The organism is Paenibacillus sp. LjRoot153, from assembly GCF_964253085.1.
GTDB lineage: Bacteria > Bacillota > Bacilli > Paenibacillales > NBRC-103111 > Paenibacillus_E.
Genome location: NZ_CAXUQH020000001.1, coordinates 1,741,636 through 1,767,731, shown reverse-complemented (window position 1 = coordinate 1,767,731; position 26,096 = coordinate 1,741,636). Strand labels below are relative to the sequence as shown.

At 45.6% G+C, this 26,096-nt stretch carries 15 protein-coding genes, 1 pseudogene and 1 riboswitch; of the genes and pseudogenes, 2 read left to right on the top strand and 14 right to left on the bottom strand.

The annotated features are described in order from the left end of the window. Positions 1-239: 239 nt before the first annotated feature. The 10 genes and pseudogenes from ACSQ8P_RS07760 to ACSQ8P_RS07715 form a co-directional block, all read right to left on the bottom strand. On the bottom strand, positions 240-1,340 hold the full coding sequence (locus ACSQ8P_RS07760) for a glycoside hydrolase family 76 protein (RefSeq protein WP_436234654.1): 1,101 nt from the start codon (positions 1,338-1,340) through the stop codon (positions 240-242). 114 nt (positions 1,341-1,454) lie between these two features. Further along, on the bottom strand, positions 1,455-2,321 hold the full coding sequence (locus tag ACSQ8P_RS07755; protein WP_436234653.1) for a carbohydrate ABC transporter permease: 867 nt from the start codon (positions 2,319-2,321) through the stop codon (positions 1,455-1,457). Positions 2,322-2,332: 11 nt separating this feature from the next. Then, entirely contained in the window at positions 2,333-3,220 is an 888-nt protein-coding gene (locus ACSQ8P_RS07750; RefSeq protein ID WP_436234652.1) for a carbohydrate ABC transporter permease, read from the bottom strand. 53 nt (positions 3,221-3,273) lie between these two features. Beyond that, positions 3,274-4,605 (bottom strand): ABC transporter substrate-binding protein, encoded by a 1,332-nt coding sequence (locus ACSQ8P_RS07745; RefSeq protein WP_436234651.1) that lies wholly within the window; start codon positions 4,603-4,605, stop codon positions 3,274-3,276. A gap of 84 nt (positions 4,606-4,689) precedes the next feature. Then, positions 4,690-6,000, bottom strand: coding sequence for a glycoside hydrolase family 125 protein (locus ACSQ8P_RS07740; protein WP_436234650.1), 1,311 nt, complete (start codon positions 5,998-6,000; stop codon positions 4,690-4,692). 200 nt (positions 6,001-6,200) lie between these two features. Beyond that, the gene (locus ACSQ8P_RS07735) at positions 6,201-7,331 is read right to left on the bottom strand and encodes a GntR family transcriptional regulator (RefSeq protein WP_436234649.1); all 1,131 of its coding nucleotides are present in this window, start codon (positions 7,329-7,331) and stop codon (positions 6,201-6,203) included. A 397-nt stretch (positions 7,332-7,728) separates the two neighbouring features. After that, a complete protein-coding gene (locus ACSQ8P_RS07730) occupies positions 7,729-8,634 on the bottom strand; it encodes a DMT family transporter (protein ID WP_436239475.1) in 906 nt (301 codons plus the stop codon). 184 nt (positions 8,635-8,818) lie between these two features. Continuing rightward, positions 8,819-8,965: riboswitch (FMN riboswitch) on the bottom strand. Positions 8,966-9,116: 151 nt separating this feature from the next. Beyond that, a pseudogene (locus tag ACSQ8P_RS07725) lies at positions 9,117-10,192 on the bottom strand (SGNH/GDSL hydrolase family protein). A 106-nt stretch (positions 10,193-10,298) separates the two neighbouring features. After that, a complete protein-coding gene (locus ACSQ8P_RS07720; protein ID WP_436234648.1) occupies positions 10,299-12,773 on the bottom strand; it encodes a hypothetical protein in 2,475 nt (824 codons plus the stop codon). Continuing rightward, positions 12,770-14,212: an L-fucose/L-arabinose isomerase family protein gene (locus ACSQ8P_RS07715; RefSeq protein WP_436234647.1), complete on the bottom strand. Its 1,443-nt coding sequence runs from the start codon at positions 14,210-14,212 to the stop codon at positions 12,770-12,772. Before ACSQ8P_RS07715 ends, ACSQ8P_RS07720 begins: the two co-directional genes overlap by 4 nt. Before the next feature lie 168 nt (positions 14,213-14,380). Here ACSQ8P_RS07715 and ACSQ8P_RS07710 point away from each other — a divergent pair, with 168 nt between their 5' ends. Further along, positions 14,381-15,169, top strand: coding sequence for an AraC family transcriptional regulator (locus tag ACSQ8P_RS07710; RefSeq protein WP_436234646.1), 789 nt, complete (start codon positions 14,381-14,383; stop codon positions 15,167-15,169). Between the two features lie 331 nt (positions 15,170-15,500). Here the strand turns inward: ACSQ8P_RS07710 and ACSQ8P_RS07705 are convergent, their stop codons facing one another. From ACSQ8P_RS07705 to ACSQ8P_RS07690, 4 genes are all read right to left on the bottom strand, one after another. Beyond that, the gene (locus tag ACSQ8P_RS07705; protein WP_436234645.1) at positions 15,501-16,625 is read right to left on the bottom strand and encodes a Ger(x)C family spore germination protein; all 1,125 of its coding nucleotides are present in this window, start codon (positions 16,623-16,625) and stop codon (positions 15,501-15,503) included. Then, positions 16,622-17,734 carry a GerAB/ArcD/ProY family transporter gene (locus ACSQ8P_RS07700; RefSeq protein ID WP_436234644.1) on the bottom strand — a complete coding sequence of 371 codons (1,113 nt, stop codon included), beginning with the start codon at positions 17,732-17,734 and terminating at the stop codon, positions 16,622-16,624. The genes ACSQ8P_RS07705 and ACSQ8P_RS07700 overlap by 4 nt, the downstream gene beginning before the upstream one ends. Beyond that, entirely contained in the window at positions 17,727-19,253 is a 1,527-nt protein-coding gene (locus ACSQ8P_RS07695; protein ID WP_436234643.1) for a spore germination protein, read from the bottom strand. Before ACSQ8P_RS07695 ends, ACSQ8P_RS07700 begins: the two co-directional genes overlap by 8 nt. A 147-nt stretch (positions 19,254-19,400) precedes the next feature. Beyond that, entirely contained in the window at positions 19,401-20,246 is an 846-nt protein-coding gene (locus tag ACSQ8P_RS07690) for an ATP-dependent DNA ligase (protein ID WP_436234642.1), read from the bottom strand. A 310-nt stretch (positions 20,247-20,556) separates the two neighbouring features. Here ACSQ8P_RS07690 and ACSQ8P_RS07685 point away from each other — a divergent pair, with 310 nt between their 5' ends. Beyond that, complete coding sequence (locus ACSQ8P_RS07685; RefSeq protein ID WP_436234641.1) at positions 20,557-26,082, top strand: lamin tail domain-containing protein; 5,526 nt, start codon at positions 20,557-20,559, stop codon at positions 26,080-26,082. The last annotated feature ends 14 nt before the right edge of the window (positions 26,083-26,096 follow it).

Here is a 26,096-nt window from a genome sequence, read left to right as displayed (position 1 = left end):
CTGCCACAATGGCTCGCTTTAGAATCTAACGGACACCATTGCCGTTATTATGGCATTCATCCCTCTAAATTTGACGAATGTCATGGAATAACGTCATCTGTGTCCGTTAGCATTGCAAAACCTTCTATACCATGCAAATAACGTCCCCTATGTCCGTTAGTAAAGCTTGGGGATCGGGGGTGAGATCCGAAAAATCGAGATCTGAGCTCGGGAATCAGATTCCCTCTGCCACACACCTTTTATCGCTGGCTCAGCAAGCCATTCTTCTCCAATACAGCCATTCTCTCCAACAACATGACGCCGCTCAAATTAACACTTAGATCCTCCGCTGGTTCAGGCGAGGTTGCCCATGATTTGCTGAACATCACGCGCTGTTCATCTCTTCCGTAAGACCAGAGGCTATTCGCATTCGTTACCAATAACGCTAGAGACTCCTCCTGGCTCGGGTCTATCTGCACGAGTTCTGCTAAGTAGCGGACAAATATACCTTTGAATAAACCGCCATCCCCGTTGCTTTCGCTAGGCAGCATGCCCGTGATCGGGCTGGTAAGCCTGGCTTTCGAAGCTTGGGCAGTCCGCACGGCGTCATCTAGATAGCTTCGCTCCCCCGTTGCCCGGTACAATTCAACGCCTGCACCGATGTAAACCCCTTGGCAGTAGGAGAACTCCCAGCTCTTATCGATCTTGCCATCACCCTCGCGATTCTTCCCGTCCCAGACGAAGCCTGACTCTGGGTCTACTAGATTGGCCTTCTGCCAATCGTATATCTTCTTCGCCCATATGAGGTCTTCTGCCTGGCCAAACTGCCGATACAATCTCGCCGCTAAGATGACAGCTGGGGCATTCGCTGGTGTATTCTTATAATCAAGCTGCGGCTTGCGCCACGCAATGCCTCCGCCTTGCTCCTCGTTCCACCCTGTTTTAATATCTTCCCAAAGAAGCAGTGTCGCTTGTTTATACTGTTCATCACCCGTTGCCTCATAAGCTCGAAGCCATGCTATCGCTAGCCATTCCATATCATCATAGAAATCATTGGGCCAAGCACCGCCGTTGCGCTCCAACATGCCTTGATACATATTCGCCAAATAACCTTTAACTTCGCTATCCTCCGTTCTTACATAAACATCCACCAATGTATCTACACCATGGGCTTGCCACCAATAATGGAATTTCTCATTGCATAAATCGTTACACGGCGATAAATTATCGAATAAGTTCCGCTTGCTGTTCCAATACTGCTTCATCAATCCCGCTTGTGCGAGGTCTGCTCTCTCCGCCCAGGTTTCTGTTATTGGTGCACTTACTTGTGCATCCATGGTTTCTTTATGCTCGTTCCCCATGCTCATCACTCCCCAGATAGCCACTATAATTATTCCTATCCCGACAGCCACTAAGGCTATTCGCATACTCCACCGTTTGTTCAATCGGATTCACCTTCATATCTAACGTGCGGATTACCCCTTGGTCCCCGTAAAAGCAATCCCCTGCACGAAATACTTCTGTAACAGCAGAAACAGGATCAGAATGGGGATAACTGCGATTAATGCCCCTGCCATCAAGGGTCCGAAATCGACCTGTTTGTTATACGTAAATGCAGCTAATCCTAGCTGAATCGTTTTCTTAGCGGGGTCGTTCAGCATGATGAGCGGTCCGAGAAAGCTATTCCAGCCTGCTTGAAAGGTGAAAATACCTAATGTGGCTAAAGCCGGCTTCGCCAGTGGCATATAAATGTTCCAATAAATACGGAGCTCACCGCTCCCCTCAATGCGTGACACCTCTTGCAGATCACTCGGTAAGGATACGAAAAACTGCCGCATGAAAAATACCGCAAATGATCCCGATGCACCTGGCAAAATAACAGCCCAGAACGTATTCAACAGTCCGTTCCCGCCACCGCCAAGCCAATCATTCCCACCTACGAAGGGGATATGTTTGAGCACAAAAAATTGCGGGATTAAGGTCACAACACCAGGAATCATCATGGCGGCCAGCAATATTTTGAACATCGCATCCCGGCCTCTGAATCGAAGCTTAGCGAACGCATACCCGCTTAATGAACCTAATAGCAAGTTAAACATGACACCCATGAAGGCTAAGTAAAATGAATTTTTGAAATATAGGCCAAACGGGACTAAGTCGAACGCCTTCAAATAATGCGATACCGTCAAGCTAGATGGAATCCAGCGAATCGGCAGCATGAAAATCTCCTCATCTGGCCTGACCGAAGTAATTAAGCTCCATACAAAGGGAATCACCATGACCAGACAAACCGCGATGGAAATGAGATACAACATCGTTGTGTATAAATAGTTTTGTTTCATCGTCCACCCTCCTAGATCATGGCATCTTCTTCTTTGTTAAGCTTCATATTAATGAGTGAAAATACGAGAATTAGAAGGGACAAGGCGAAAGCCATCGCGTCTGCGTACCCCATCTGCAGCTGCCCAAACCCTTGCTGATAAATGTAATACACCGTCGTTTTGGTCGAGTTCGCTGGACCGCCTTTGGTTAATACGTAGGCTTGATCGAAGAGTTGAAGCGCCCCAATAATCGCCATGGTACTTACGAAAAAAGTAGTCGGCCTTAAAACGGGCCAAGTAATGTAGCGGAATGATTGCCAAGCATTCGCACCATCTAGCTTTGCTGATTCATACAGATGATCAGGTACGCCGTTCAGTCCGGCAATATAAATGATCATATTCGAGCCTACAGATTGCCATAAGGTCACGAACACGATCGAGATCATCGCATAGGGCATTTCTCCCAGCCACGAGGGTCCTGTGATGCCAATTTTGCTGAGCAGTTCATTCACTAGTCCGAATTCAGGATTCAGAAGCCATATCCAGACCGTTGCAGCCGCAACGCCTGAAGTTAACGTTGGCAAATAGCCTGCCGTGCGAAATAATTTCACTCCGATGCGTTTGCGCATAAAGAGGACAGCCATGGATAAGGAGATCGCAATATTCAATGGAATATAAAGCACCGAATAGAACAAGACATTTTTCAATGTTGTCCAAAAAGTGGGATCATCCACCAGTCGCTTATAGTTTTCCAAGCCAACAAAATCATTTTTACTCACAATGTCATAATTCGTGAAGCTGAGATACAACGCCATAATCACAGGAATGACGGTAAATATGACAAATAGGAATATTGTCGGCGTAATGAAAAAGTATCCCATCCTAGCTTGATGCCGGCTAAGCTTACTGACCGATGCCATAGAATTCCTCCTTACAAGAAAGGGGAAGGATCACCTTCCCCATGTGCGTCTATTTACTTTCCTACCGCGTTCTGATCGAGCAGCTTATCCCCTTGCTCTTGCCCCTTCTTCAAGGTTGTTGCCGCATCCTGCTTACCTTGGACGAATAGATCCAGATTCGGCATCAGCCCATCCACTTCCATGACGGAATAGCCAGGATGCTGTGGACGAATCTTCGCGAATTCCAATGTATCCATGAATGGCTTCCAGTTCGGATCATCTTTAAAGAACGGATCCTGCATTGCTGGCTTGAAGCCAGGCAAGTTCATGCTGGTTTTCGCCCAAAGAAGCGCATTGTCTTTATTCGCTAACCACCATTTCTCAAATTCCCATGCCTCATCTTTGTGCTTAGAGCCAGCAGGGATTACGAGACCGAAGCCGCCCATGACGCTTCCTTTGCCACCGCTAGGTCCAGTTGGTGGAGGAACAACACCGAAATCAAGTTCTTTGCCATATTTCTTATACGTGGACAGCATCCAAGGACCTGTATAGGTCATCGCTACTTTCCCCGTTACGAAGGCATCTGTGCCTTCCCCTAAGCCTTTTTCAAAACCAACTTTATATACCTTATCTTTGTTGATCAGTTTATCCCAGAAATCTAGCACTTGCTTGCCCTGATCATTATTGAAGTTCGTTTTCTTCAAATCGCTTGTTACCATAGAGCCGCCTGCTTGCTGCAGCCACATATTGAACAGACCATTATCGTTCATCGACATCCCGGAGCGAACCAGTTTATCGCCTTCCCATACGGTTAACTGCTTCGCCGCATTCTCCAGCTCTTCCCATGTTTTCGGCGGTTGCAGCCCTTTTTCAGCGAATAACTTTTTATTATAAAAGAGTGCTCTCGCATCAACTGTTAAAGGAAGACCGTACAATTTATCGCCGGAAGACAGTTCTTTTAAGGCTTCATCATAGTAATCGGTACGCTTAATGTTATCTCTCTTCATATATTCATCAATTGGATGAAGGACATTTTTGGAGGCGTACAGGGAGGTCCGCCATCTATCCCAGAACATCACATCCGGTGATCCGCCCGAGGTCGCTGCTGTCAGAAACTTTGTAATCATATCTTCCTGAAGCACGTATTTCACTTTGATTTTGTCTTGTGATTTATTGAAAGCATCAGCCATCATGACGAACTGCTTTTCTCCTTCACCACCCCAGTCACCCCAGAATGTGATTTCTACAGGAGCTTTGGCTGCAGGAGCTGTTGTTGTAGAAGCTGCTGGGGCTGTTGTGCCCTCAGGCTTCGTACTTGCTACTGTGTCTGTGTCGGTTTTGGACGTACAGGCTGCTAAGCTAAGCGTTAGTGTAACAGCGGTTATCACAGTCATCCATTTTTTCATGATTCTTCCTCCCTTTTATATGAAACAATAAGAATAAGTGCCTCAATATTATGTTAGAAGGGGTTACCCCCGCATAACCTAGCATCATTGCCGAACTATTTTCATAATCGAAAGACCACACACATCCAACACTAACTCACTAAACATGGCGTTTGCCCAGGAAAACCAAGGTCGCGTATACTTCGACGGATCATCTACGTGAAAGCCTTCATGCATGAATCCTGTTCCAGCATCTGTATCTGCCATGAGATCCAATAAGCGAAGCTTTTCTTCACGGCTAGAAGCCGTAAGCCCTTGAACAGCCAGTGCAATTGGCCATATGTAACGCTCTGGTGTATGCGGACTGCCAATGCCTTCAGCAACTTTTCCTGTATAAAAATAAGGATTTTCTTCGCTTAGTATGAAGCTCCGCGTACGCTGATAAGTAGGATCCGACAGTTCCGTGTAGCCTAAATACGGGATGGAGAGCAAGCTGGGAACATTGGCATCATCCATCAGATGATAGCCTCCGAGACCGTCTGTTTCGTAAGCGTACATAACGCCCAGCGTAGGATGATTGGTGGTTCCATATGATTCAATTCCGCTTCTAATTTCAGCTGCCAATTGAAAGGCCTCGGCACTAACCGTATGATCGTTCCAAACCTCATTTGCGATCTCGGCCAAATAGCCAAGCACTACGACGGCGAACATGTTGGATGGCACCAAATAACCATACGTACAAGCATCGTCACTAGGGCGAAAACCTGACCAAGTCATTCCGGTATAGCCAACTTCGCTGCCAAGTCCTTCTCTTGTTAGTGTATCTGTAGGTGGACAGTTCGACCGTTGGAAGCGATACGGGGAATGGGTTTCATGCGCTTGTTCTACTCGCCAAAGATGCAGAATGGAAAGAACGGCTGATCGAAAGTTATCGGTGAATTGGGAAGTTCGGCCTGTTACCTTCCATAACAAGTAACTAAGCTGAATGGGATAGCAGAGGGAATCAATTTCATATTTACGTTCCCAAATCCATGGGCTCATTTGTGTAAAGTCCTGTTGATGTCCTGCGCCATGGGGTTCTTTGTTGAAGGCATTCGCATACGGATCAAGCCCGATATACTGAACTTGCCGCTTTACGACACCCTCAATCATCTCGGCAATTTGAGGATCTTCTTTCGCTAGCAGCAGATATGTCCGAACTTGAGCCGAAGAATCGCGCAGCCACATAGCTGGTATATCGCCCGTTATCACGAACGTTGAACCATCTTCTAGCTGCCCAATCGTGGTTTGAAATGTATTTGCGAAGCATTCGCCAAACATATCAGCGAGCTTTGGCCGCTCGATCTTATGCAGCTCGTTCCTTACATGATCAATGAGATTACACATGGATGTCGGAAGCACAGAAGATTTGCTCATCGGGTGAACCATCTCCTTAACTTGGAAATAAACCGCTTACATTTATGATTATAGGCGACCTACGAACGTTATGTCAATATGTATTTATTATATTATTTGTATACCATTTAAATTGATTAATATATCATTATATAAAAAAGAGATTGCTAGGTTAGCAATCTCCGGTGTAGGCCTTGTGGATCGTTTATTTGTTGATCCGATCATTTTGCTGGACCTGTTGACTCTCCGATGATCAGCTTGGCATCCAAAGTTGTTTTATTGGACACTTTCTCACCGCGCTTTAGCTTGAGCACATTCTCAACAGCCAATTTGCCGATTTCATCTTCATTCTGAATCATGTGCGTAAAGCGATAGCCGCTGCCTAGCGTAGTTGGCGGACTATCGAAACAAAGGATAGAAATGTCCCCTGGTATCTGAAGTCCCATTTGTTCTACTGCTGCCTTGGCAAGCAAGGCTATATTATATTCCATCGCGAATAAAGCTGTAATGTGCGGATTGCTCCGCAAGTGCGCTTTGATCATCTCGATATCTTGATCCATGTTGGGTTGATGGAACGAATTCGGAAGCGTAGACGTAATGTCGTCTAACCACAAGGATCGATCCACGAGTACACCGCGTTCCGCATGAGCGCGAACGAAGCCTTCGATTCGATCTTCAATCGCCGTTGTATCCATCGGCGGCGGCGTAAGTAAGCAGATTTGCTTATGGCCCAAATCAAGCAAGTAATCCGTCCCTGTGCGCGCAGCACTGATGTTATCTGTACTGATCGAAGCCGCAGCTACCCCTTTGAGGTGACGGTCCACCAACACTAATGGGAATTGTTGAATGACTAGCTTCAGGATTTCCGCATTGTAGAACTCCCCTTGCGCAGGAAACACAATGATGCCATCCACACCTAATTCGAGAAACGAGCGAATCGCTTTCTCTTCATTCTCAGGCAAGCCGAAAGAGCGGCGCAGCACAAGGAAGCTATCGTTGTCGGCAGAGGCGCGCTCCATGCCGTAAATCATTTCCGTTCCGAACGTATTCCCGAAATCTGTGATGACAAGGCCAATCAGCGTATGTTTCGCCCGTGCTTCGGAGGACAAGACTTCCGCTGAAGGCTCGCCTTCCTCTGCGACAAAGGAGCCTTTGCCTGGCTTCCGGACGATCAGTCCAACTTCAGCCAGCATCTCCAGCGCTTTTTTACTCGTGATCCGGCTCACGTTATAGTCATCAGCCAATTCCTTCTCAGATGGAACGCGGTCGCCAATGTTATATTTGCGTTGTAGAATCTCTTCACGCAGCGTTTCATATATTCGCTCATAAATGGGTCTTGAATCTGTCGACATTGCTCCCCACTCCCTACACCCAACTAAATGTTATATCATATATTGATATTAATATATCATGTTATACAGGTTTTGGAAAGATGGGAGTTGAGATGGGATCTACCTGCAGTTCGTTCTACTAGCCTCTAAACCGCTAACCCCATTTGGCAACTGAGGGTTAATGCTTTAGCATCAGTTGGTGCACCTAACTGGACTTTCTCCAGTTAATTTGTGGGGAATATGCCTATTTGTACAAATAAATGTATTTTCTCCAGTTAATTTCATCGTTTTGTAGCCTTTCAGCCGATTTCCCTGAAATTAACTACATGAAATCCATCTATTCGGCGAATTATGGTGAATACGTCAAAATTAACTGGAGTTTTTCCATTTATTCCATCGAACTCCGTCCACCGAGCCTCTATTTTTCCTTCTGGTTACTCTGCCGGCTCATAAACCACAGCGTTAACCAGATGAGTATAAAGCCAACTAGCTGACCAATCGTTAACTTTTGACCAAATACAAGCCAATTCATACAGACACCAACCGCAGGGAAGGCAAGTTCGGCTAGCGTTGCGAAGAACGCTTTGGTAGAAGATAAGCCTTTATAGTAAAGCAGCATGCTGAGCAGTCCTGGGAAAAAGGCTTGGAACAACAGGTTTACCGCGATCATCGTCAGCTCACTGCTCGAACCGTTCAACTGCCACTGGTCGCCACTTGCCAATAGCACTATCGTTAGTAGTGGAAGTGCCAGCAAGAACCGAAGTGAGGTCACCACAGGGAAATCCAGCTTTTTCTGAAGCAGGAATTTCCCCATCACCGTTGAGCCGCCCCATAAAACAGCTGCCAGAATAGAAAATAAGCAACTTATCGTACCTAAATCCTTCAAGCCCATACCAGGTAAACTGAGGCCGAACGTCAGCAAATACGTACCTAGCAGCGCTACCCCGATATAGGCAGAAAACTTCGATGGCAATGTCTCTTTGAGCAAAACACGAGCAAGAATGATTGCGAATAAGGGCTGTAATTTCTGCAAAAGCAAGATAGCATTGGCGCTTCCGTGAGAGAATGCCGCAGTGAACAGAATGGTGGCAATCGCCGATCCGCCCCAGGATATGAAGAGCAGCGCACCAATGACGGCAATGGATAGCTTACCTGTTAACGTTCGACGATACTTCATCAATACGGGCAGCGCGTAAATGGCTAGTAATACATGTTCAATGAATACAATTTGCGCCGAGGTAAAGCTTTTCAATAAAAGGATCCGAAATAGCGGATCCAGTCCCCACAGTGTGGCGCCAAGTGCCACATACCAGATCCCGCTCATACCACTTGTACGTAAGCCTTGAGATGCCGCACCTTTACTTCTAAACTTAACTACATTTTCCAATTCAAAAACCTCCTATTGAACGTTTTGAATTGAACCTTCATGAAGAAACAATGCCCCCGTCATTATAAACGGGGGCATTGACAAACAGACCTATTAAATTATCGAAATTTAAAAAGCTGTTCTTCACCTTCTCCCATCCGGACTATACCGTCGGCCTTGGAATTTCACCAAGTCAGTCCCAACCATTGCTGGCTGAGAGTCGCGGGCTTAGATACACACGGGTATCCTCACCGCCGGTAGGGAATTGCACCCTGCCCCGAAGGTTCATATTCGATTAAATGTATACTATCAGGTTACAGTTTGATTGGCAACCCTTGATTTATTGAATGCCACTATTCAACATTCACACCTCTAAAGCTGTTTCGGTATTCAAATAGTTGACCAAGGTCATCACCCAAGTAGTAATCCACCTATATGGCTCATATGTTCAGCACATCAAGGTCCTCTACAAGTAGTTTGCCAAAAATAGGGCTAAGTGCCTCCGCGATGCGAAAATAGCTTAAATCTGAAGGATGAATTTCGTCTACGGTGCAATCCTGGTAATCCGCTCCCAATAACTCTGCACCATCACAGAAGTGGAGATTAACATCCCCCTCCTGCTGCAATTGCTCAACAATTTCCCATTGAAGATGTCTACGTTCTTCGCGACGATGAAGCATGTTTTCGTCAAAAGCTTCCTTCGCTAATCGGATTTGTGAGATGACGAGAATAGGGACTTCAGGATGGCTGAGGCGATAAATCCGGATAAATTTCGGTAATGATTCCTGAAGCCGTTCTGTACTAGGCGTATTAGCTTCATAATCTAGAACAAGCAGCGCAGGTTCATCGATTTGGCTGATCAAATGGGCAAGCTCGGGCTCACCTTGAGCATTCCCGGAGAATCCGAGATTCACAATTTCAATCGGGAATTTCCGGCTTAGAATGTTGGAATAGCCATACCAGGCCTAGAGGCGCACGCTCCATGGGTGATGGAAGTTCCGTAAATAAGAACCCTCTTGTGGGTGGCAAAGCCGGGAAATCCGCCTACCGATGAAGAAGGAGCTAGACCTATCCAAATCTCCTTCACTCCCTGATATAGCGGGAGATTTAGTGTGATATCCCGCATTTGCCACGGCATTGATTCAAAGAGAGTGGATTCGTATTCATTTTTTAACTGATCAAAGCGAGTCGTATTTACATAAAGTTGATTTCCTGTCGTACCGACGTAGCAATCAACCCCACATTGACCTGTGGCGGGCATTTGGTACATGGTGGCCTTATCAGCCAAAATGACCCTCACAGAAAGCTTGGGTGAATCTGTCTGGAAACGAATCTGCACGCCAGCAGTAAAATTCGCGAGTCGATCTACCTCTGGTCGAATCCGATGGCTTGGTTGGAGTGGCAATCTTCGATATAGCCCGTCTTGTTCAAGCCAAGGCAACCCTGTGACCCGAAATGGCTCACTAAGAGGCGAGTGCCATTCCCAATCGGTATTGATATCCGCTACTATTTTCATGCTTTCATCTAGCTTCTCTATCTCGTTCTTCCTTGATGCACTCATCCATTGTCACCAGCCTTTCACATGACAGATTGTTTCATCTAGTATCTGATATATTAGACCATTACCATGATATATCAATTGTTCCGCTAATATTGGTTAGTAGTACGCGACCCCCTACAATTTTACCGGATAATTCCAAATAGTGTTCGCCATTCTTCACTTCGACGACTCCTGCTTGCAGCTGCGCAAGTGGCGGATAAATGGTCACATCTGCCTCAATAAGATTGTAAACACTAATATTACGAACAGTGCGTTTCTTCGATGTCGGAAAAGGTTGATGTTCCCTGGACAAGATGCGGGACAATTGTTTTTGATTCACAAATACGCGGCATTCATCATGAAACGTTCGATCAAGCGCATAAGTAGCTGTTCCTTCCCCAATCAGGGCTGATTGTCCGATGATGAGCGGAGCCCCATCTGGAAAGCGAAGCTGCAGCGTTACGGAAGTATCCTGTTTACAGCCTGTAAGAATGAACGCGTTGTCGCGCCTTGTGATGAACATAAGCGCAGGATGGGCATCTACTTCACTCTTCGTCTGGTAGAAGGAATAGCCGAATTCATGGAGCAGATAGCGCACTATAACTGAGCTATCCATTAACTCCTTCTCCTGCCGTACTGGTAGGTGCGTCACGCCTGCAGTTTGAAACGGCAGCGCCCCGCGTACCCAACCAATCCTTCCTCCGTCCCATTCAGGTAAGGCTCTAGTTAGTGTAAACGTACGCTCTAATCCATCCTGCTTCACTGTTGCATGTACTTGCGTAAATGGGTCAGCCGCATCATCCACGACCTCTTTCAACCCACCTCCGGAAATATGCGAGCTGATCTCAAGCAAATGAACCCCTTTTCCCCCCTGATGCTGATCACTTGTGATCGTATCTTCTGACAATGACAAGTTGACAGAGAAACTACCGTCAAGCTCATCCTCAGATCTGAGATTCAGCAGTTTACGTAGCGCCGGATCATCGACAGTGCCATAGAAAATGATCTTTCCTCCACGACGAATATACTCGATGATTCTCTGCGCTTTCTCCCCTTTGATCCAAAATGCCGATGTAAACAAGATCGTATCTTGAAGTTTTTGGATAGCATCGTCATGCATGGCGAAAAAGTCATCGGTGCTAAGTACCGTATTAAGCGGCAGCCCTTGGTTAATCGCGTTACGCACAAACCAATCATTGAAGAAAGCGTCACTCGAATGCTCGCCCGATTCAGCCATCGCTTCATGCATCTCTCGAAACGGGTACAACCAAATTAAGATCCCCGGCTGATCGGGCGCATCTTTGAAGGCCTTCTTGATATGAGGAATAACCTCCATCGGTACATCTTGATTTAGCTCGCCTTTTTCCGTATCTATGGTCAAAATTTCTACGATACCCGGGCTCTCCAGCTCCCCCTCAGCGTTAACTCTAGCAACAGTGAGCGGACAATAAATGTCATGCGGCTCCCGATCGTAGAGATCCCACCACGGATTTTGCCAGAACCAAGGATCATTGGCATAGAAGCGGTACGGGTAAGTCTGTCCCGGCAGCACAGCAATGCGCGACATGTAGCCTGTTAACTCCAGACCGAAATCGTAATTAAGAGCTCCCCAAGGCGAGTTCGGCGGCGGAAATTCGATATAGTTTCTCTCATACAGATCAAGTAAGGGAATACAGTCCTTGGCTAGATCCATGCCAGTTCCGTAGTTTGTCCCTCTGATTTCTGTCCGGTATTCCGGGCATTCTTGCTTGAATAGTTCCCAGAACGACAACATCTTAGTCGATAGCTCTTCATAGTCAGCCATCGCAAGCTGCGTGCCATCGTAATTGGCTCCCAGATACGTCCAAGGAAAGTACGACAGCGCAAATCCATTGGAAAACCAAATATAATCAAAGCCTAATGCAGGTAAAAAGCTTGCACACTGCCGCCCCAAAAACTGTCCAAACGCTGTACCCTCGGGAATGCCGTCAGGGTAAGTCGCATAAGCTACGTTATCTTCTTTAAGCTTCGACCAACCACATACGACTGTATAGTCCGCCTTCAGCGAGATGAACTGCCCGCCCACTTCGGCGCGATTGATTTCCGGGTGAAGCTTGTATTTAAAATCTGAGTAAGCAAATTCTGGTCCTGCGTCAAAGGTGGCTCCCACCTCTATGCGAATGCCGTAACGTTCTGCTGCAATCTTTTTAAATGATGCTATAATGAACTGCAAATCACCATAGGTGATTCTGGCTGTTTCGCTAATGTAAGGCTGGGCGATTCTTGGGTCTTTGTCGTCCTTGATATGTCCGAAATACTCCTCATTGGCGAATCCGATATAGCGAGCCCATTCGATCTCGCGCTGCAAATCACCGTCCCAGACTAGAATCTCGCTTCCGTCAGCGACCCACAGCAGCATGGAACAGCTTTCTGCCATGCCGATCAGAGGAAGCCACTGACGGATCGCTTCCGTACACACATCTTCGATGGCCTCAGGGGCCATACTCTTGAATGGCTTGAGGCTCATTTCCAGTGTGACTCTTTGCAAGGTATGTTTTGGTTTTACGGGTATTGTCATACGATTTCCACCTCAATGCCTAGTACTTTGGCAACGTTACGGATCTTCGAACTCACGTGCCCCACGCCAAGTGCAAAGTGATGAGTAGGACCTGCCGAACACCATCTTTCCACGAATTCTGCAACACTGTAATTAAATTTACAGCGTGTATTCGTGTTTCCTGTCTGTGGAATTTCTCCTTTGATGGATTCGCCTTCCGTGGCGATCATTTTGAATTTGCCGTTAGCGGTTTGTGAAATACTGAGCAAAGTAACAGGGCCTGATTTAATGCTGAATTCGACGCCGATTCCCGAACCGCTTTTGCCATGAAACAGATCCAATCCGCGAATGATCGGCTGCCCGTCGCTAATCTTGATGTTGTGCGGCCCATCATGTCCGACCAGCACAATCTCATCGACGAAATCGCAGGGATGCAGCTCCGCGAACGAACCCCCTGCATCAAGACGATCCATAATTAACATCGCTGCGCACGTCTTCAAATCGGCTTCTCCGGCAAGCGGAACCCCTTTGCCTGTCAACAGTGAGTTACCGAGCACCATATTCGATCCGATTCGTTCATATTCATTATTGTCGAGACCCCGGTAATAATAGGCCAGGCCTGTTAATCCATATTCCAAAATCAACTTATCCAGTCCAACCGCGACCTTAGCAGACCATTCCAAATCCTCCTGCTTGATCGGTCTTGTTACCGGGTCGATAAAGGGATCTGATATTTTGAAAACGCTTTTAATTTCATCCAGTTTGTCGGCCGTTTCCTTAGCCGTTGCTCCATTTACCAACTTGGCTAAATCGCACATCTCCAGCATTAGCACATGCGAACCAAATGCAGCCGTAAAAGCCGTCGGATCGGAGTTCATATCATACATACCCTCGTAGGTATGCCCCATATAGCCGATTTTGGCATATTTGAATGCTCTGCTCGTATTGGCGACTTGGCACCATCCTTGTAACTCCTTCATCGCGCGGTCATCATCATAGAGCGTTCCTACGATCATCCCTGCTGCAGGCTTTCCTGCTCGTACAAGCACGCCGCCTATTTCGGGAAGCGAACAAATATTATCGTTGGCTAACTGCATATACGTCGTCGTATTTCTATAGTCAAGACGCTTCCTTGGCTGTAATGCAACAAGTACCGTCGGAACGGACAAGTTCAAGATCGGAGTCGCTGCCGTCGAAGACGTTACATACGTGCTCAAGAAGCAAAAAAGGAAATCAATGTCTTGGCTTCTCAAATAGGACGATGCAGCAAACGACTTATCTACCGTATCAACAAAGCCTGCCGATACTACCTCCACGTCATGCCTCCGAAGCATTTCCTCAAATTCACGGCCGTATCCCTCCAGCTCCTCTTTTAACCCCGGAAATTGTACCCAATATGGCTCGTGACCAACCGTCATCACGCCGACTCGCGCTTTTACTTTTTGGAATAAACTACTCATTTCCTCATCATCCTCCCTGCTTTGTTTTCTTCTTAAGCTTAGTAAAATCAGTCTATTGAAACAATGAACAATCCAATAATTATTTCAACAATTCTACGATTTCAGTTATACTAAGAGAATGTTCACTGACCTGACAGAGACAAGAGAATTTGCTAAAAGGAGCCTTCTATGATCCAACCGGTTGCTATCTATTTCGAGCATTGTGAGCCGAATTGGCATGTACCTAAAGCTAAAACAAACAACCATATTTTGATCCTCATTACAAGTGGAAGCATTCTCTACACGATTGAAGACCAATCCTTTTCTATGCAAAAAGGCGATCTTTTATTTGTTCCTCAAGGTGTTTGGCGCAGCGCGATGAATTCGACCAAAGAACCGCATGACATGTATGTCGCACACTTTCATTATCAAGGGGATGGGGACGGACTTCCCCTGCTTATCGCACCTGATCGTTGCTTAACCAGGCCTTTTAACTTTGACTATATGAAGCAAAGATTTTCATTGTTGACCCAGCACTGGCTGCGTAAATCCGCCTATTCGGACACCATTTGCCACAGTATCATGCTTGAATTGCTTGCTGTCATCAACGAAGACATTGATTCTCAATCGACGCAAGGCAAATCTTATAGTATCGTTATGGAGCTTCAGGCCTATATTCTCAATCATTATCATCGCACCATCTCCGTGACCGAATTAGCTGAACATGTGGCACGAACACCTAACTATGTAAGCACCATTTTCAAACAGGTTACCGGACAATCCGTCACGGACTACATCCAGCAAATACGCATTACCGCCGCCTGCGACCTGTTGACCAACTCGCAGATGAATGTAGGAGAAATCTCCGATTTTCTCGGATTTTGCGAGCAGTCGTATTTTAATAAAGTGTTTAAAAAATGCACCGGCACCCTGCCCTCGACCTACATGAAGGAAAAGGTTCAGGTATGGAAATCTTAGGCGGTTTCGATGTGTTTATTTTGTTTGGCCATACCGAGGCAGCCTTGAAATAGGTAACTCTTTCAGCTGTACAGCAAATTTCTGTTTCATTTTATAGGCTGCCTTCGCAATGTTTTAGTGTGATCGATCGAGGTACGATCCGATCTGATGTGAGGACAATCTCCCCGTGCTTATATAGAAGTGGCTGCATGCTTTAGCCGATTTCTTCGCTCACTGCATATACCGATGATCCAGTAATTTATTCCTAAAAATTTTCACGGGTGATTTTACTTGTAAAATGAAAAAAAACTTCCAGGTTTATGTGCTTGAACATACACATAACTTAGGAAGTTCATTGAATTTGACCCAATCTCACGATTCGCATATTAACATGGACATCATACGTTGCCGTTTTATACATCTCATGCCAACCATCACTTGTCAGATTCGAGTGGTACACCCGACTACGGTAGATTTCTCCAAATCCAACCGGATCGGAGTTTAGAGCAGTTAATTTCTTTAATAAAGTTTGTATATGCGCTTCAGATTTTTTACTCATTTGCTTTTGCAGGGCTTGAATAACATCGGCTTGACCGAGATCAAACTGCGCAGATGTTTCTGTCAGCATACCCTTCAATTTAATATCAACCTGAAATTTAAGCGGGTCTTGGCTGATCAACTTCTTCGTGCTATCACTAGCTATATTCTCCACGACCACTCGCACGGTCTTATCTTTGACATTCTTCGCGATATCTCCCAATTGATTCGTATCCAAGGACAATTCTATATTACCCGCTTTATATCGATCCCGTATCGTCTTAAGGAAGAAAGCCTCACTCGGGTCGATTGAACCTACCATTTTATCACCACTGAATACGGCCACATCTTTCAGCTCTACGCTATCGCCTTTTCTTTGTAGAAGCGGTACCATGGGATCTGCCGTAGAATATAAGGCTGAGAGAAATTCATGAAGTGTGCCTGACACCATCTGTTCACCCACAATATTCTGGTGAATGCTGTCTACAATAAAGCTTCCAACATCCGGGAACTGCGGATATTTATGCTTTAAGAGATCTTCTGTACTGTCTTTACTGACAGCCATATAAACCGTACTGGCGATGGAGGCATCCCGAAATAAGGTATCTACCAATGGTAGAAGTCCTGCCTGAGCAAGTTTATTATCATAAATAGCGACCCGAAGTTGACCTGAAACGACCTTCTTATTCGATTTGCGGTTCGCAGCCACACGAGCTCCTTTACTAGTCAGCCCCTCACCGGTGATCGTCATCACAGAGGATTTGGAAATCGGATCGATCTGATGGATCACATAGGTAGTATTAATCTTATCTCCGTCCCCATGGTCATACCCGACTGCAATCGCCATGCCTAATTTCTCCAACACATTTTTCTCCAAATGTAAGCCGGTAGCCAAAACGAATACCAGCAACACAAAGAAAATGAGATTGAATCTTTTCATGCAATCACCTCTGGTTGTCTCCTGTTCTTCTGTCTCCACAAAAATAAATGGACCATTCCGAACAGGATCACAGGATACACATAAACGATATAGACCGCCCACTTTGCAAATAGATTATTCATAGTATCCACCTGAATCCGAGAGTCAATGAAAGAACAAACGATCCAGACTATTCCCAGGTATAGATACAACCAATATTTTTGCTTCCAGGAAAAAGTACGTTTGAGTCCTTTCGTCGCGGCCCAGCTATACATGAGTAGATTCGGAACAATCACTAAGAGCCACAGACTAACACCGATATACTCAAACCGTTCTAAAAACGGAAATTTGATAATCTTCAGCATGGTAAAAGTAGCCCAATCCGTCTTCAGAAGCTCCCCCCCACTGAAGAATACGATAGAAACGAACATGACGGCTGTGTACACAAACGTGACACTCATAATACCAATTTGGGTATATCGCTGGACTTTGGACTTATCTTTGGCATAGGCATAAATAAAATAGATGATTTCAAACCCGGCCATCGTTAAAGTCATCGAAAGCACCCCTTTACTCAGATGCTTCAGATCTGTTTCCAATATGGGTAATACACCGGTCCACTCCGCATACATCAAAGGAAAGTAAAGAAGAGTGAGCAGCCAAACTGTTAGAATCACAAACATGACACATGCGCCTACAATCGTTCGCAAGCCCCCATTTACACCATAAAATACGACACTTAAAATCAATAAAGAAAGCAACCATTGCGGGGCGGTTGGAAATAACCAGACCTGAATCATTTCGACATAATTGCGCGTCACAATAATGGTTGCAAATAAGAAATACATCAGATAGATTACATTTGCAATATTGCCTATCACTTTTCCATAAACCAGCAAGTGAATGTCATAGAGGTCCTTATTTTCGAATTTAGCCAACGTTTTAATCATCAACCAGACCACGAGTTGTGTTAGGACACCAGCAATCAAGGCCGCAATCCAGGCATCATGGCCTGCCAAACTATACACAACTCGTTGGTAACCAGGAAGCCCTACCCCCACCTGAGCGTCATGGATAATAAACATGAGTAAAAAGGAGCTATACATATACGTTTGATGTGGTTTACTCATCGATATCCTTGTTTCCCTTCGAGTTGTTCTCCCCCGTATTAGCGAATACGGATCGTTTCGGGGCCAGTTGGTAGGGGACCCTTATGAGGCCGTCTCGTTTGTTTTTATCTTCAATTGAATACGGAGGGTAGAAATAAGGTTGTCCCAGACTGGATTGTCGGAGCAAATGTAAAATAAAAAAAGCGACGCTAACGGCGATACCTAAGCCGCCCATTATACCTGCGGATAGGATGATTGGAAACCGAATAATCCGAATCGCATTCGCCATGGCAAATACCGGTGTTGTGAAAGAAGATAAGGCGCTTAATGCAATGATGATGATTAAAATATTGCTGGTGAACCCGGCTTGTACCGCGGCCTGCCCGATGACAATACCGCCAACAATCCCCATCGTTTGACCTACTTTGGACGGCAGTCTTGCACCCGCTTCACTTAAGAGCTGAATAATCATTTCCAGAATTAGCGCTTCTATGAGTGGAGGAAAAGGTACTCTTGCCCGAGATTGGGCTAGAGGGACAAGGAGTGCCTGTGGAATAATTTCGTAATGGTACGTAAGTGCAGCCACATACGTTGCCGTCGCAAATAGGGATATCGCAATACCCACAATTCGCAATGCACGGAAAAATAATCCCGTAGCCCATCTAAAATAATAATCTTCGATCGATTTAAAAAAATCAAAAAAAGTGTTAGGACAGATGATTACCTGCGGACTGCCGCTAACTGTAATCACAACCTTCCCCTGCAGTAGGGGAAATATCGCCCGATCCACTCTTTCAGTGGTAATCATTTGCGGGAAAACCGAACTTGGATTGTCTTCCAGCCATTGCGCTAAAATCGTTGCATCCAATAGCGCTTCAAGTTGTAACGCATCAATACAGTTATAAATATGTGTAACCATTTCTAAATCGGCTCGATTGCTCAAATAGACGATACGGATATTTGTTTGGGTATTTCCACCCATATTCATGGCGATTTCGCATAAATCAGGGTTCGGCAAATATTGATGAATCAGCGCAACATTGGTCTCCATATTTTCCGTGAAAGCAATTTGAGGACCTAATATCTGACTCTCATTTTCCGGCTTAGCCAATGCTCGTTCTCTGCGTTTAGTGGTGTTAGCTAGAATCCCATACGGATACCCGCTTATGTGGATATACGTCCAGCCACGCAAAATATACTGCTGCATGTGGTACCAACTATCGTCAAGCAGCAGTTGACCTATAGGGAGTATATTAACCAACTTCTCAGGTGAAGGCATATCTTCGATCTCAATTAATCGATTCAGAATTTCTTCGATGAGAAGATCCGAATCCACCAAATTACTGATATAAAAAATGCCATACGTAACCTTATTCGCCAATTCTCTACTTACGAAATCAGGAAACATGCGAAATGTTTCTTGGAATTGTGTGTTCATTTGAGCCAATTCAGCAACGAAGTGAAATGACGAAGTCTCCTTCGGGTTTGGCTGCTTGAACGTGGGTTTGGACTTGAATAACCTATTTTTTATGGAAACCATGGACGTACTCACCATAATCCTGACATTTCGATACTAGGAATATCATGCGCTGAATCGATGTAGATTATGTAAATCAATGGGTATATGTATAGTCAAAAAGAGGCTGAAATCACCTATTCTTCCCTGGTGATTTCAGCCTCTCACTAATTAGATAACAAATTCTATAAATTCCGGTGAACGCAGTCTCCCGCTATGGGTCCAGCTCCTCGTCTTGATCCTGGCCATGATCCGAGGTTCCATATAAGCGAAGTTCTTGTCTTCCTTGAAGACTAATCGCCTCTTCACGCCTTCTATGGCCTTCATATGAAGGGGAGATACGCCTGATTCAACGATTCCAACTGGTAACTTGGATCCATCAGCTGCATCAATAGAGGCTAACAAGGCAAAATTATTTTTTCGATAACCAGTAATGTACACATCTGCATACGTCCAATTAATTACTTTTTGCCAGCGGATAGAGCGTTTGTTCGTTTCGTATATGGAATTTTCTTTTTTGGATTTAATAATAATGCCCTCAAGCCCTCGGCCGCGAACTTGTTCATAATAATCGATTGCATTCCCTTCAAACATTTCAACTTTTTTATAATTCTCATTTTCCTTAAAAGCCTGGTCCAATAGTTCTTTACGCTTAAGTAAGCTTAAACCCGTGACGTCAATTCCTTTATATCGCAAAATGTCAAAAGCACAAAAAACCACAGGTTTCTTATTTTTTTTAGATAAAAACCTCGCGGACATGGCTTCAAAATCAGGTTTCCCTTGATCATCCAGTACGACTAACTCACCATCAAGTATGGTGCCTTCTGGTACAGGGCATCTTAGTAACTCAGGGAATTTATACGTGATTAAGTCATTGTGTCTCGTATACACATATAGTTTATCCATATTGGAAAGAATACATCGTAAACCATCTAATTTAAGTTCCGCAATATGATTCTTACTGTAAAATGGCTGATTATTTTTGGCATTGTACAGCATCATAGGAGAAATGAACATAGTAGTATCACCCTGATCTAAATGATACTTCACTATGAACCTTCTGCCTATTGGTAACTGTTTCCCGAGTCTCTCTTCCCTTTTGGGCAGAAACCTAGTATATTAAACGTACAGTTAAATAAAAGCGTTTTCATTGGCCAGGAGATAATGAGAGGCCCTAACACTAAACGATGTGTATTCATCGTTGTTGTTAGGGCTTTTTGTTGTTCTCTCGCGGGAAGGAGTAGACATGAAGAGTCTATCATAGTTTTGTCCTGGAATTTTCCGGATTTTTCGTTCTCACTGTCACAAACGAAATGGAGGAATAACATTGCGCAAAAAAAGTTTTTCGAAAATGCTCGTTAAGTGCTTGGTAGCCGCGCTGTTGGTATTGAATATCGCGGGATTAGGAAGCGTCCCGGTTGCCCATGCAGCAGTAAATCCCTCCGACTTGGTGATTACCGAAATCGTGCCAGCATCAAGCGGTACAGGTCAACCATATGAATTTGTAGAGATCTTTAACCGTACATCACAGACGATCGATCTAGAAAACTTCAAGTTACAGTATTATACTTCGTCACCTTATACAACTCCCGGCAACACATGGAAGATTACCGGCAAAACGATCGGACCGAGAAGCTATCTGGTCCTATGGTTAAAAAAATTTGACTACCCTAATGTACCTCTAAGCGACTTTAACTTAAACTATGGCGTCAATCTGACCACAACAAACGTATTCGAGATTGCTTTAACGACGAGCGCTCAAGGGCTGCATGACTCATCCAAGCGTCGTGTCGCCATTGCAGATGGCAGTGGAAATGTGATTAGCGGAGCTTTTATCAACGATGGCGTTGCTGACGGCACCGCCGGCAACATCAACAAAAGTGTAACCTACACATACACTGGGAACCTTGATGTTACCAAAGCCGCAAACGGACAAACTGCTGCTCCAGGAACAAAACCCTCAATACCAACTGGTTTGACGGCAACGCCTTCATTGAACAGCGTAGCGTTAAGTTGGAGCGCGAATACAGAAGCGAATTTGGCAGGCTACAAAGTTTACCTTGCAGAGACGCAGCAAGCCTTTACCGTTACGGGCACGACATATTCAATTGCCAGCTTGACAAGCGGAACCACCTATCATTTCCAAGTCTCGGCAACGGATACAAACGGCATCGAGTCACCTCGGACGTTAGTCAGTACAACCACACTAACGAATGTTAACCAGCCTCCCTCAACACCTGCCGGATTGATGGCGGTTGCCGGACCAGCGTCAGCAACGATTACCTGGAATGCCAACACGGAATCCGATTTAGCAGGCTACAAGGTTTATATGAACGGAAGCGACATTTCCGGCACTGTAACAGGTACGACGTACAGGATAACCGGATTGACAAACGACACGACGTATCATTTTACGATCACGGCTATGGATACCAATGGCCAGGAATCATCTCTTTCAGGTGTAGTCACCGCCACACCACAGCAATATCCTGCCCTGATGATCACGGAAGTAGTGCCTGACAGCTTGAAGATTGATTTGACCAGTGGCACACCAGACGCCTACGAGTTTGTTGAAATCTATAATACGGGCAGCGATCCCATTCAGTTAAAAGACTATAAAGTCATTTACTCGACGCCGACTGTTTATAAATGGCCGATTACGACCGATATCGTCATTCAGCCACAAGGAACGATCGTGTTATGGGCCAAAAATACAAGTAACTCCACAACGAATACGGCCACATTAGCAGGCTTTAACGCGAGCTACGGCACGAACCTGAACACGGATCAGTTCGTTGTGGTAGATGCTTTAGGAGGAATGGCCAACGCGTCGCCTAGAACATTATCTATTGCAGCTCCGAACGATGTGCCGATCAGTACAGTTTCCTATGACGCGGTAGATGTTGGGGAAAATCGAGGGGCTAATTTCACCTATCCGACGGACGGAACGATCACATTGCGAAAGCTAGCATATGCCGAAGCCGCAACGCCGGGTTCCGTGTTTGCCGCTCAGCAGCCGCCTTCTCCATCGGACAACAGTGCACCAGCCGCGCCTACTGGTGTTGCTGCTACAGCCAGAACAAACAGCAGCGAATTGAGCTGGAATGCGAATCTGGAGACAGATGTCGCATATTACAATGTATATATGGATGGAACTCTGAATCAAACGTTGCTTGGCAATCATACAACCACTACTATCATTAATTTGCAAAATAATCGACCTTATGCGTTCGAGGTAGCTGCAGTAGACACAGCAGGTCATGAATCACTGAAATCCGAAACGGTAACGGTGACGCCTAACGGTGCTATGCTGCCTAAGCTTCTAATCACTGAGCTTTCTCCAGACACAGGTAACTATTTACCAACAGAGGCGCCTACCAGCTATGATGCATATGAATTCATAGAGATATTCAATTCAAGCAACACTTCGATAGATCTCCAGGGATACAAACTACAATTTACGAGCGCCGATGTGACGAAAAGCTGGGAGAAAACGATCGACCAATCGTTCACGATCGCTCCGCGCGAAACTAAGCTGATCTGGACTCGAAATGTCGGACTCGATTTTTATTCGGATGAGCAGTTTAATCATTATTATTTTGACTCTTATTCGGAAAAGTACATTCCACAAGGAAATATATACAAGATCAATGACGTCAACGGTTTAGTCAATGCCGGTCAGCAAACGATCGCGATTTCCGATCCGAATGGAACGGAAATTATCCGTGCTACCTACAACAACAACGGCACTACCGACTTTGCGGAGAAAAAGACAATCAATTATGCCTATCCGTTTGACGGATCGACAATCATGAGAAAGATCGGCACGATGCAATCCACATCGCCTGGCGAAGTACAGGATGGACAAGTGCCTCCAAAAACGAAAACAGACGATCTTGCCCCCGCAGCTCCGACTGGCGTCATCGCTGTTGCCGGTGAAGGCGTGGTTTCGCTCAGCTGGAACGCCAATACGGAATCGGATCTAGGTACGTATAAAGTGTATAAAGATGGGCTGTTAGACATCATTTTACCTGCAGGGCAAAGAACCTTAAATGTTCCGCTGCTTCAAGGAGGAATCACGTATTCCTTCGAGATATCCGCACTCGATTCATCTGACAACGAATCGCTGAGATCTGCAGTGGTAGTGGCAACGCCGACGCATCAACTCATCACGCAAACGGAACGGGCTATTAATCCCTATAATCCGACATACCAAATGCTATGGAACGTAAGCAGTGAAGGAGCGATTATCCCAGGACTTGTCGAAGATTTCGTTCCCCAAGGAATGGCGTACGACAAAGATGAGGATTGGATTATCATCACCAGTTACATGGAAGACAAACGTCCGAGTACCCTTTCCATCATCGACGCACAAACCGATCAATTGATCAAATATGTAAACCTGTATGATGGGAATGTACCTTACAACGGCCATGCCGGAGGAGTAGCCGTCAGCAAAGATCATGTGTGGATTGCCTCCGGGGGGGCCATCTATCAATTGAGTAAGGAAGATCTGATCAATGCGCCGGATAAAGGCGGCGTCTCCTTCGAAGGCAAGTTTTTAACGATCACCAACGCATCCTTTACCAATTATGCAGACGGTGTTCTGTGGGTAGGAGAATACTACTTCCCGCCTACCTACACGACGGCTTCCAGCCATACGATGTTGACCCGCGACAATACGTACCAATATGCGTGGGTAGCTGGTTACCGATTAGACAACCAAACCGACGTGCTGCCAACCGGTAAAAATGACGGAACGAATACGGTTGTTCCCGATTTGATTTTGTCCATACCGGATAAAATCCAAGGAATGGCGATGCTGAATGACAGCATCATGCTTAGCCAGTCCTATTCGCGGAGCAGGGACAGCGATCTTTTGAAATACAACAAACCTGACTTTAACGGAGCATCCGATACGTCCGTGAAGGTAAATGCCATCGATGTGCCCGTATGGTATATGGATAGTCATGCGAAAGCGGACGGCAATAACGATTTACTCGTTCCACCCATGTTGGAGAATATGATCGAACGGGATGGGAAGTTATATCTGTTGTTCGAATCCGGCGCTAACGAATATCGGGATACGGCCAACTATACCCTTGATCGGCTCCAGATGGTCGATTTGACGCACTGGACGAATTACGGGAAACCTTCCATTCACGGTTTGGCCGCTTCAATGATAACAGGAACGCAAGGTCAGGCGAGCGTGCTGGAGGAAATGGGCAATCAGCCTCAAGCACACGCTACACATTTGTATCAATTTTCGAGCAGTAACCCGAGTGTCGCGGAAATCACAGCAACCGGACAACTTGATGCAAAGACGAATGGAGAAACCATTATCAGCGCATCAAATGGCATTCAGACAGCTACGTTCTCGTTGATGGTAACGAATTCGATACTCAACAACGTAACACTCATCGGGGTTCCTAAGACAATTGTAGAAGGTAGCTCAATTCAATTAAAGGTAGAAGCCGCATTCAATAACGGGAAAACCTATGATGTCACATCACAAGCATTATACAGCGTCAAAGAGGGATCGGATAAGGTTCTCGTTAACACTTCCGGCCTTCTGACAGCTATCAAGCCCGGCTCTACAGTCGTCACAGCGACTTATGGCGGTGTGATCTCAGGTGAATTTAAAATCATCGTCTCACCTAGAGAGGCACAAAATCAGGAACTCGATAACCATTCAGAAGTACCCGTGTCAAAACCTGCACCGAAGCCGGAAACAACCTCGATCCTTGTAAAACCAGAAGATCTGACTTCGGCTAATGGGAAAGTTATTTTCGAGCTATCGAATGAAAAGAACCAGGTTCTGTTGCCTGCCAACACGGTAGAACTGCTCACAACCAGCACTTTGGAAATCACCAGAGACGATCTTAGGGTAACACTTACGAAAGATGCGCTTCAATATATCGCCGCACAAGTGACCCCAAACGAACTGAAAGACGGAACCATTTCTATTACAATAAACAAATTGGAAAACGAGAACGTAACCACACGGCTGAATCAAACCCTTGGATTGGAAAATGTGATATGGAGAGACGCCAGCGATGCCGTTGACTTCCATCTGAGCATTACGACCAGTAACGGGGAGCAACAAGAAATCAGCAAATTTGAATCTCCGATCACGGTTACCTTTAAGATCAACCCCGATGTGGATAAAAGCCTGTTGGGCATCTATTACATCGACAACAACGGAGAATTGGCGTACGTCGGTGGGAAATTGAAAGGGGATGTCTTGGAAGCTCAGTTGTATCACTTCAGTACATATATCATGCTGGAGTACAACAAACTTTACGCTGATATTCCTGAAGGACATTGGGCGAAACCAGCCATCGCCGAATTGAGCGCTAAGCACATCGTTCAAGGCGTAACCGATAGGACGTTCGAACCTGCCAGAGCCGTAACGCGAGCTGAATTTGCAGCGTTGCTTGCAAGAACTATGCATCTGAATGCAAAAAAACAATCTACTTTTTCTGACGTCTCCGAGCATGCATGGTACGCCGAAGCAGTCGCAGCACTAGCAGAAGCCGGTATCGTGAATGGAGCCGAAAGCAATAACTTCGCCCCGGATCATACGATAACCCGCGAACAGATGGCGGTTATGCTGCTTCGGGCTGCAGAAGTCGGCGGAGCTGCTGCTGGTGCCGAAAGCGTGAAACCGGCATTTACTGATGAAGACACGATCAGTGATTGGGCAAGAGAAGCTATAACGAAAGCAATCGTCCATAGTTTGATTGAAGGGAAAGACCACAATCGCCTGGATCCGCAAGACCCGACATCCCGTGCGGAGAGCGCAAAGTCGATCTACAATCTATTGAAGAGATTGAAATCATCATTGCAATAATGACACTGGAAAAA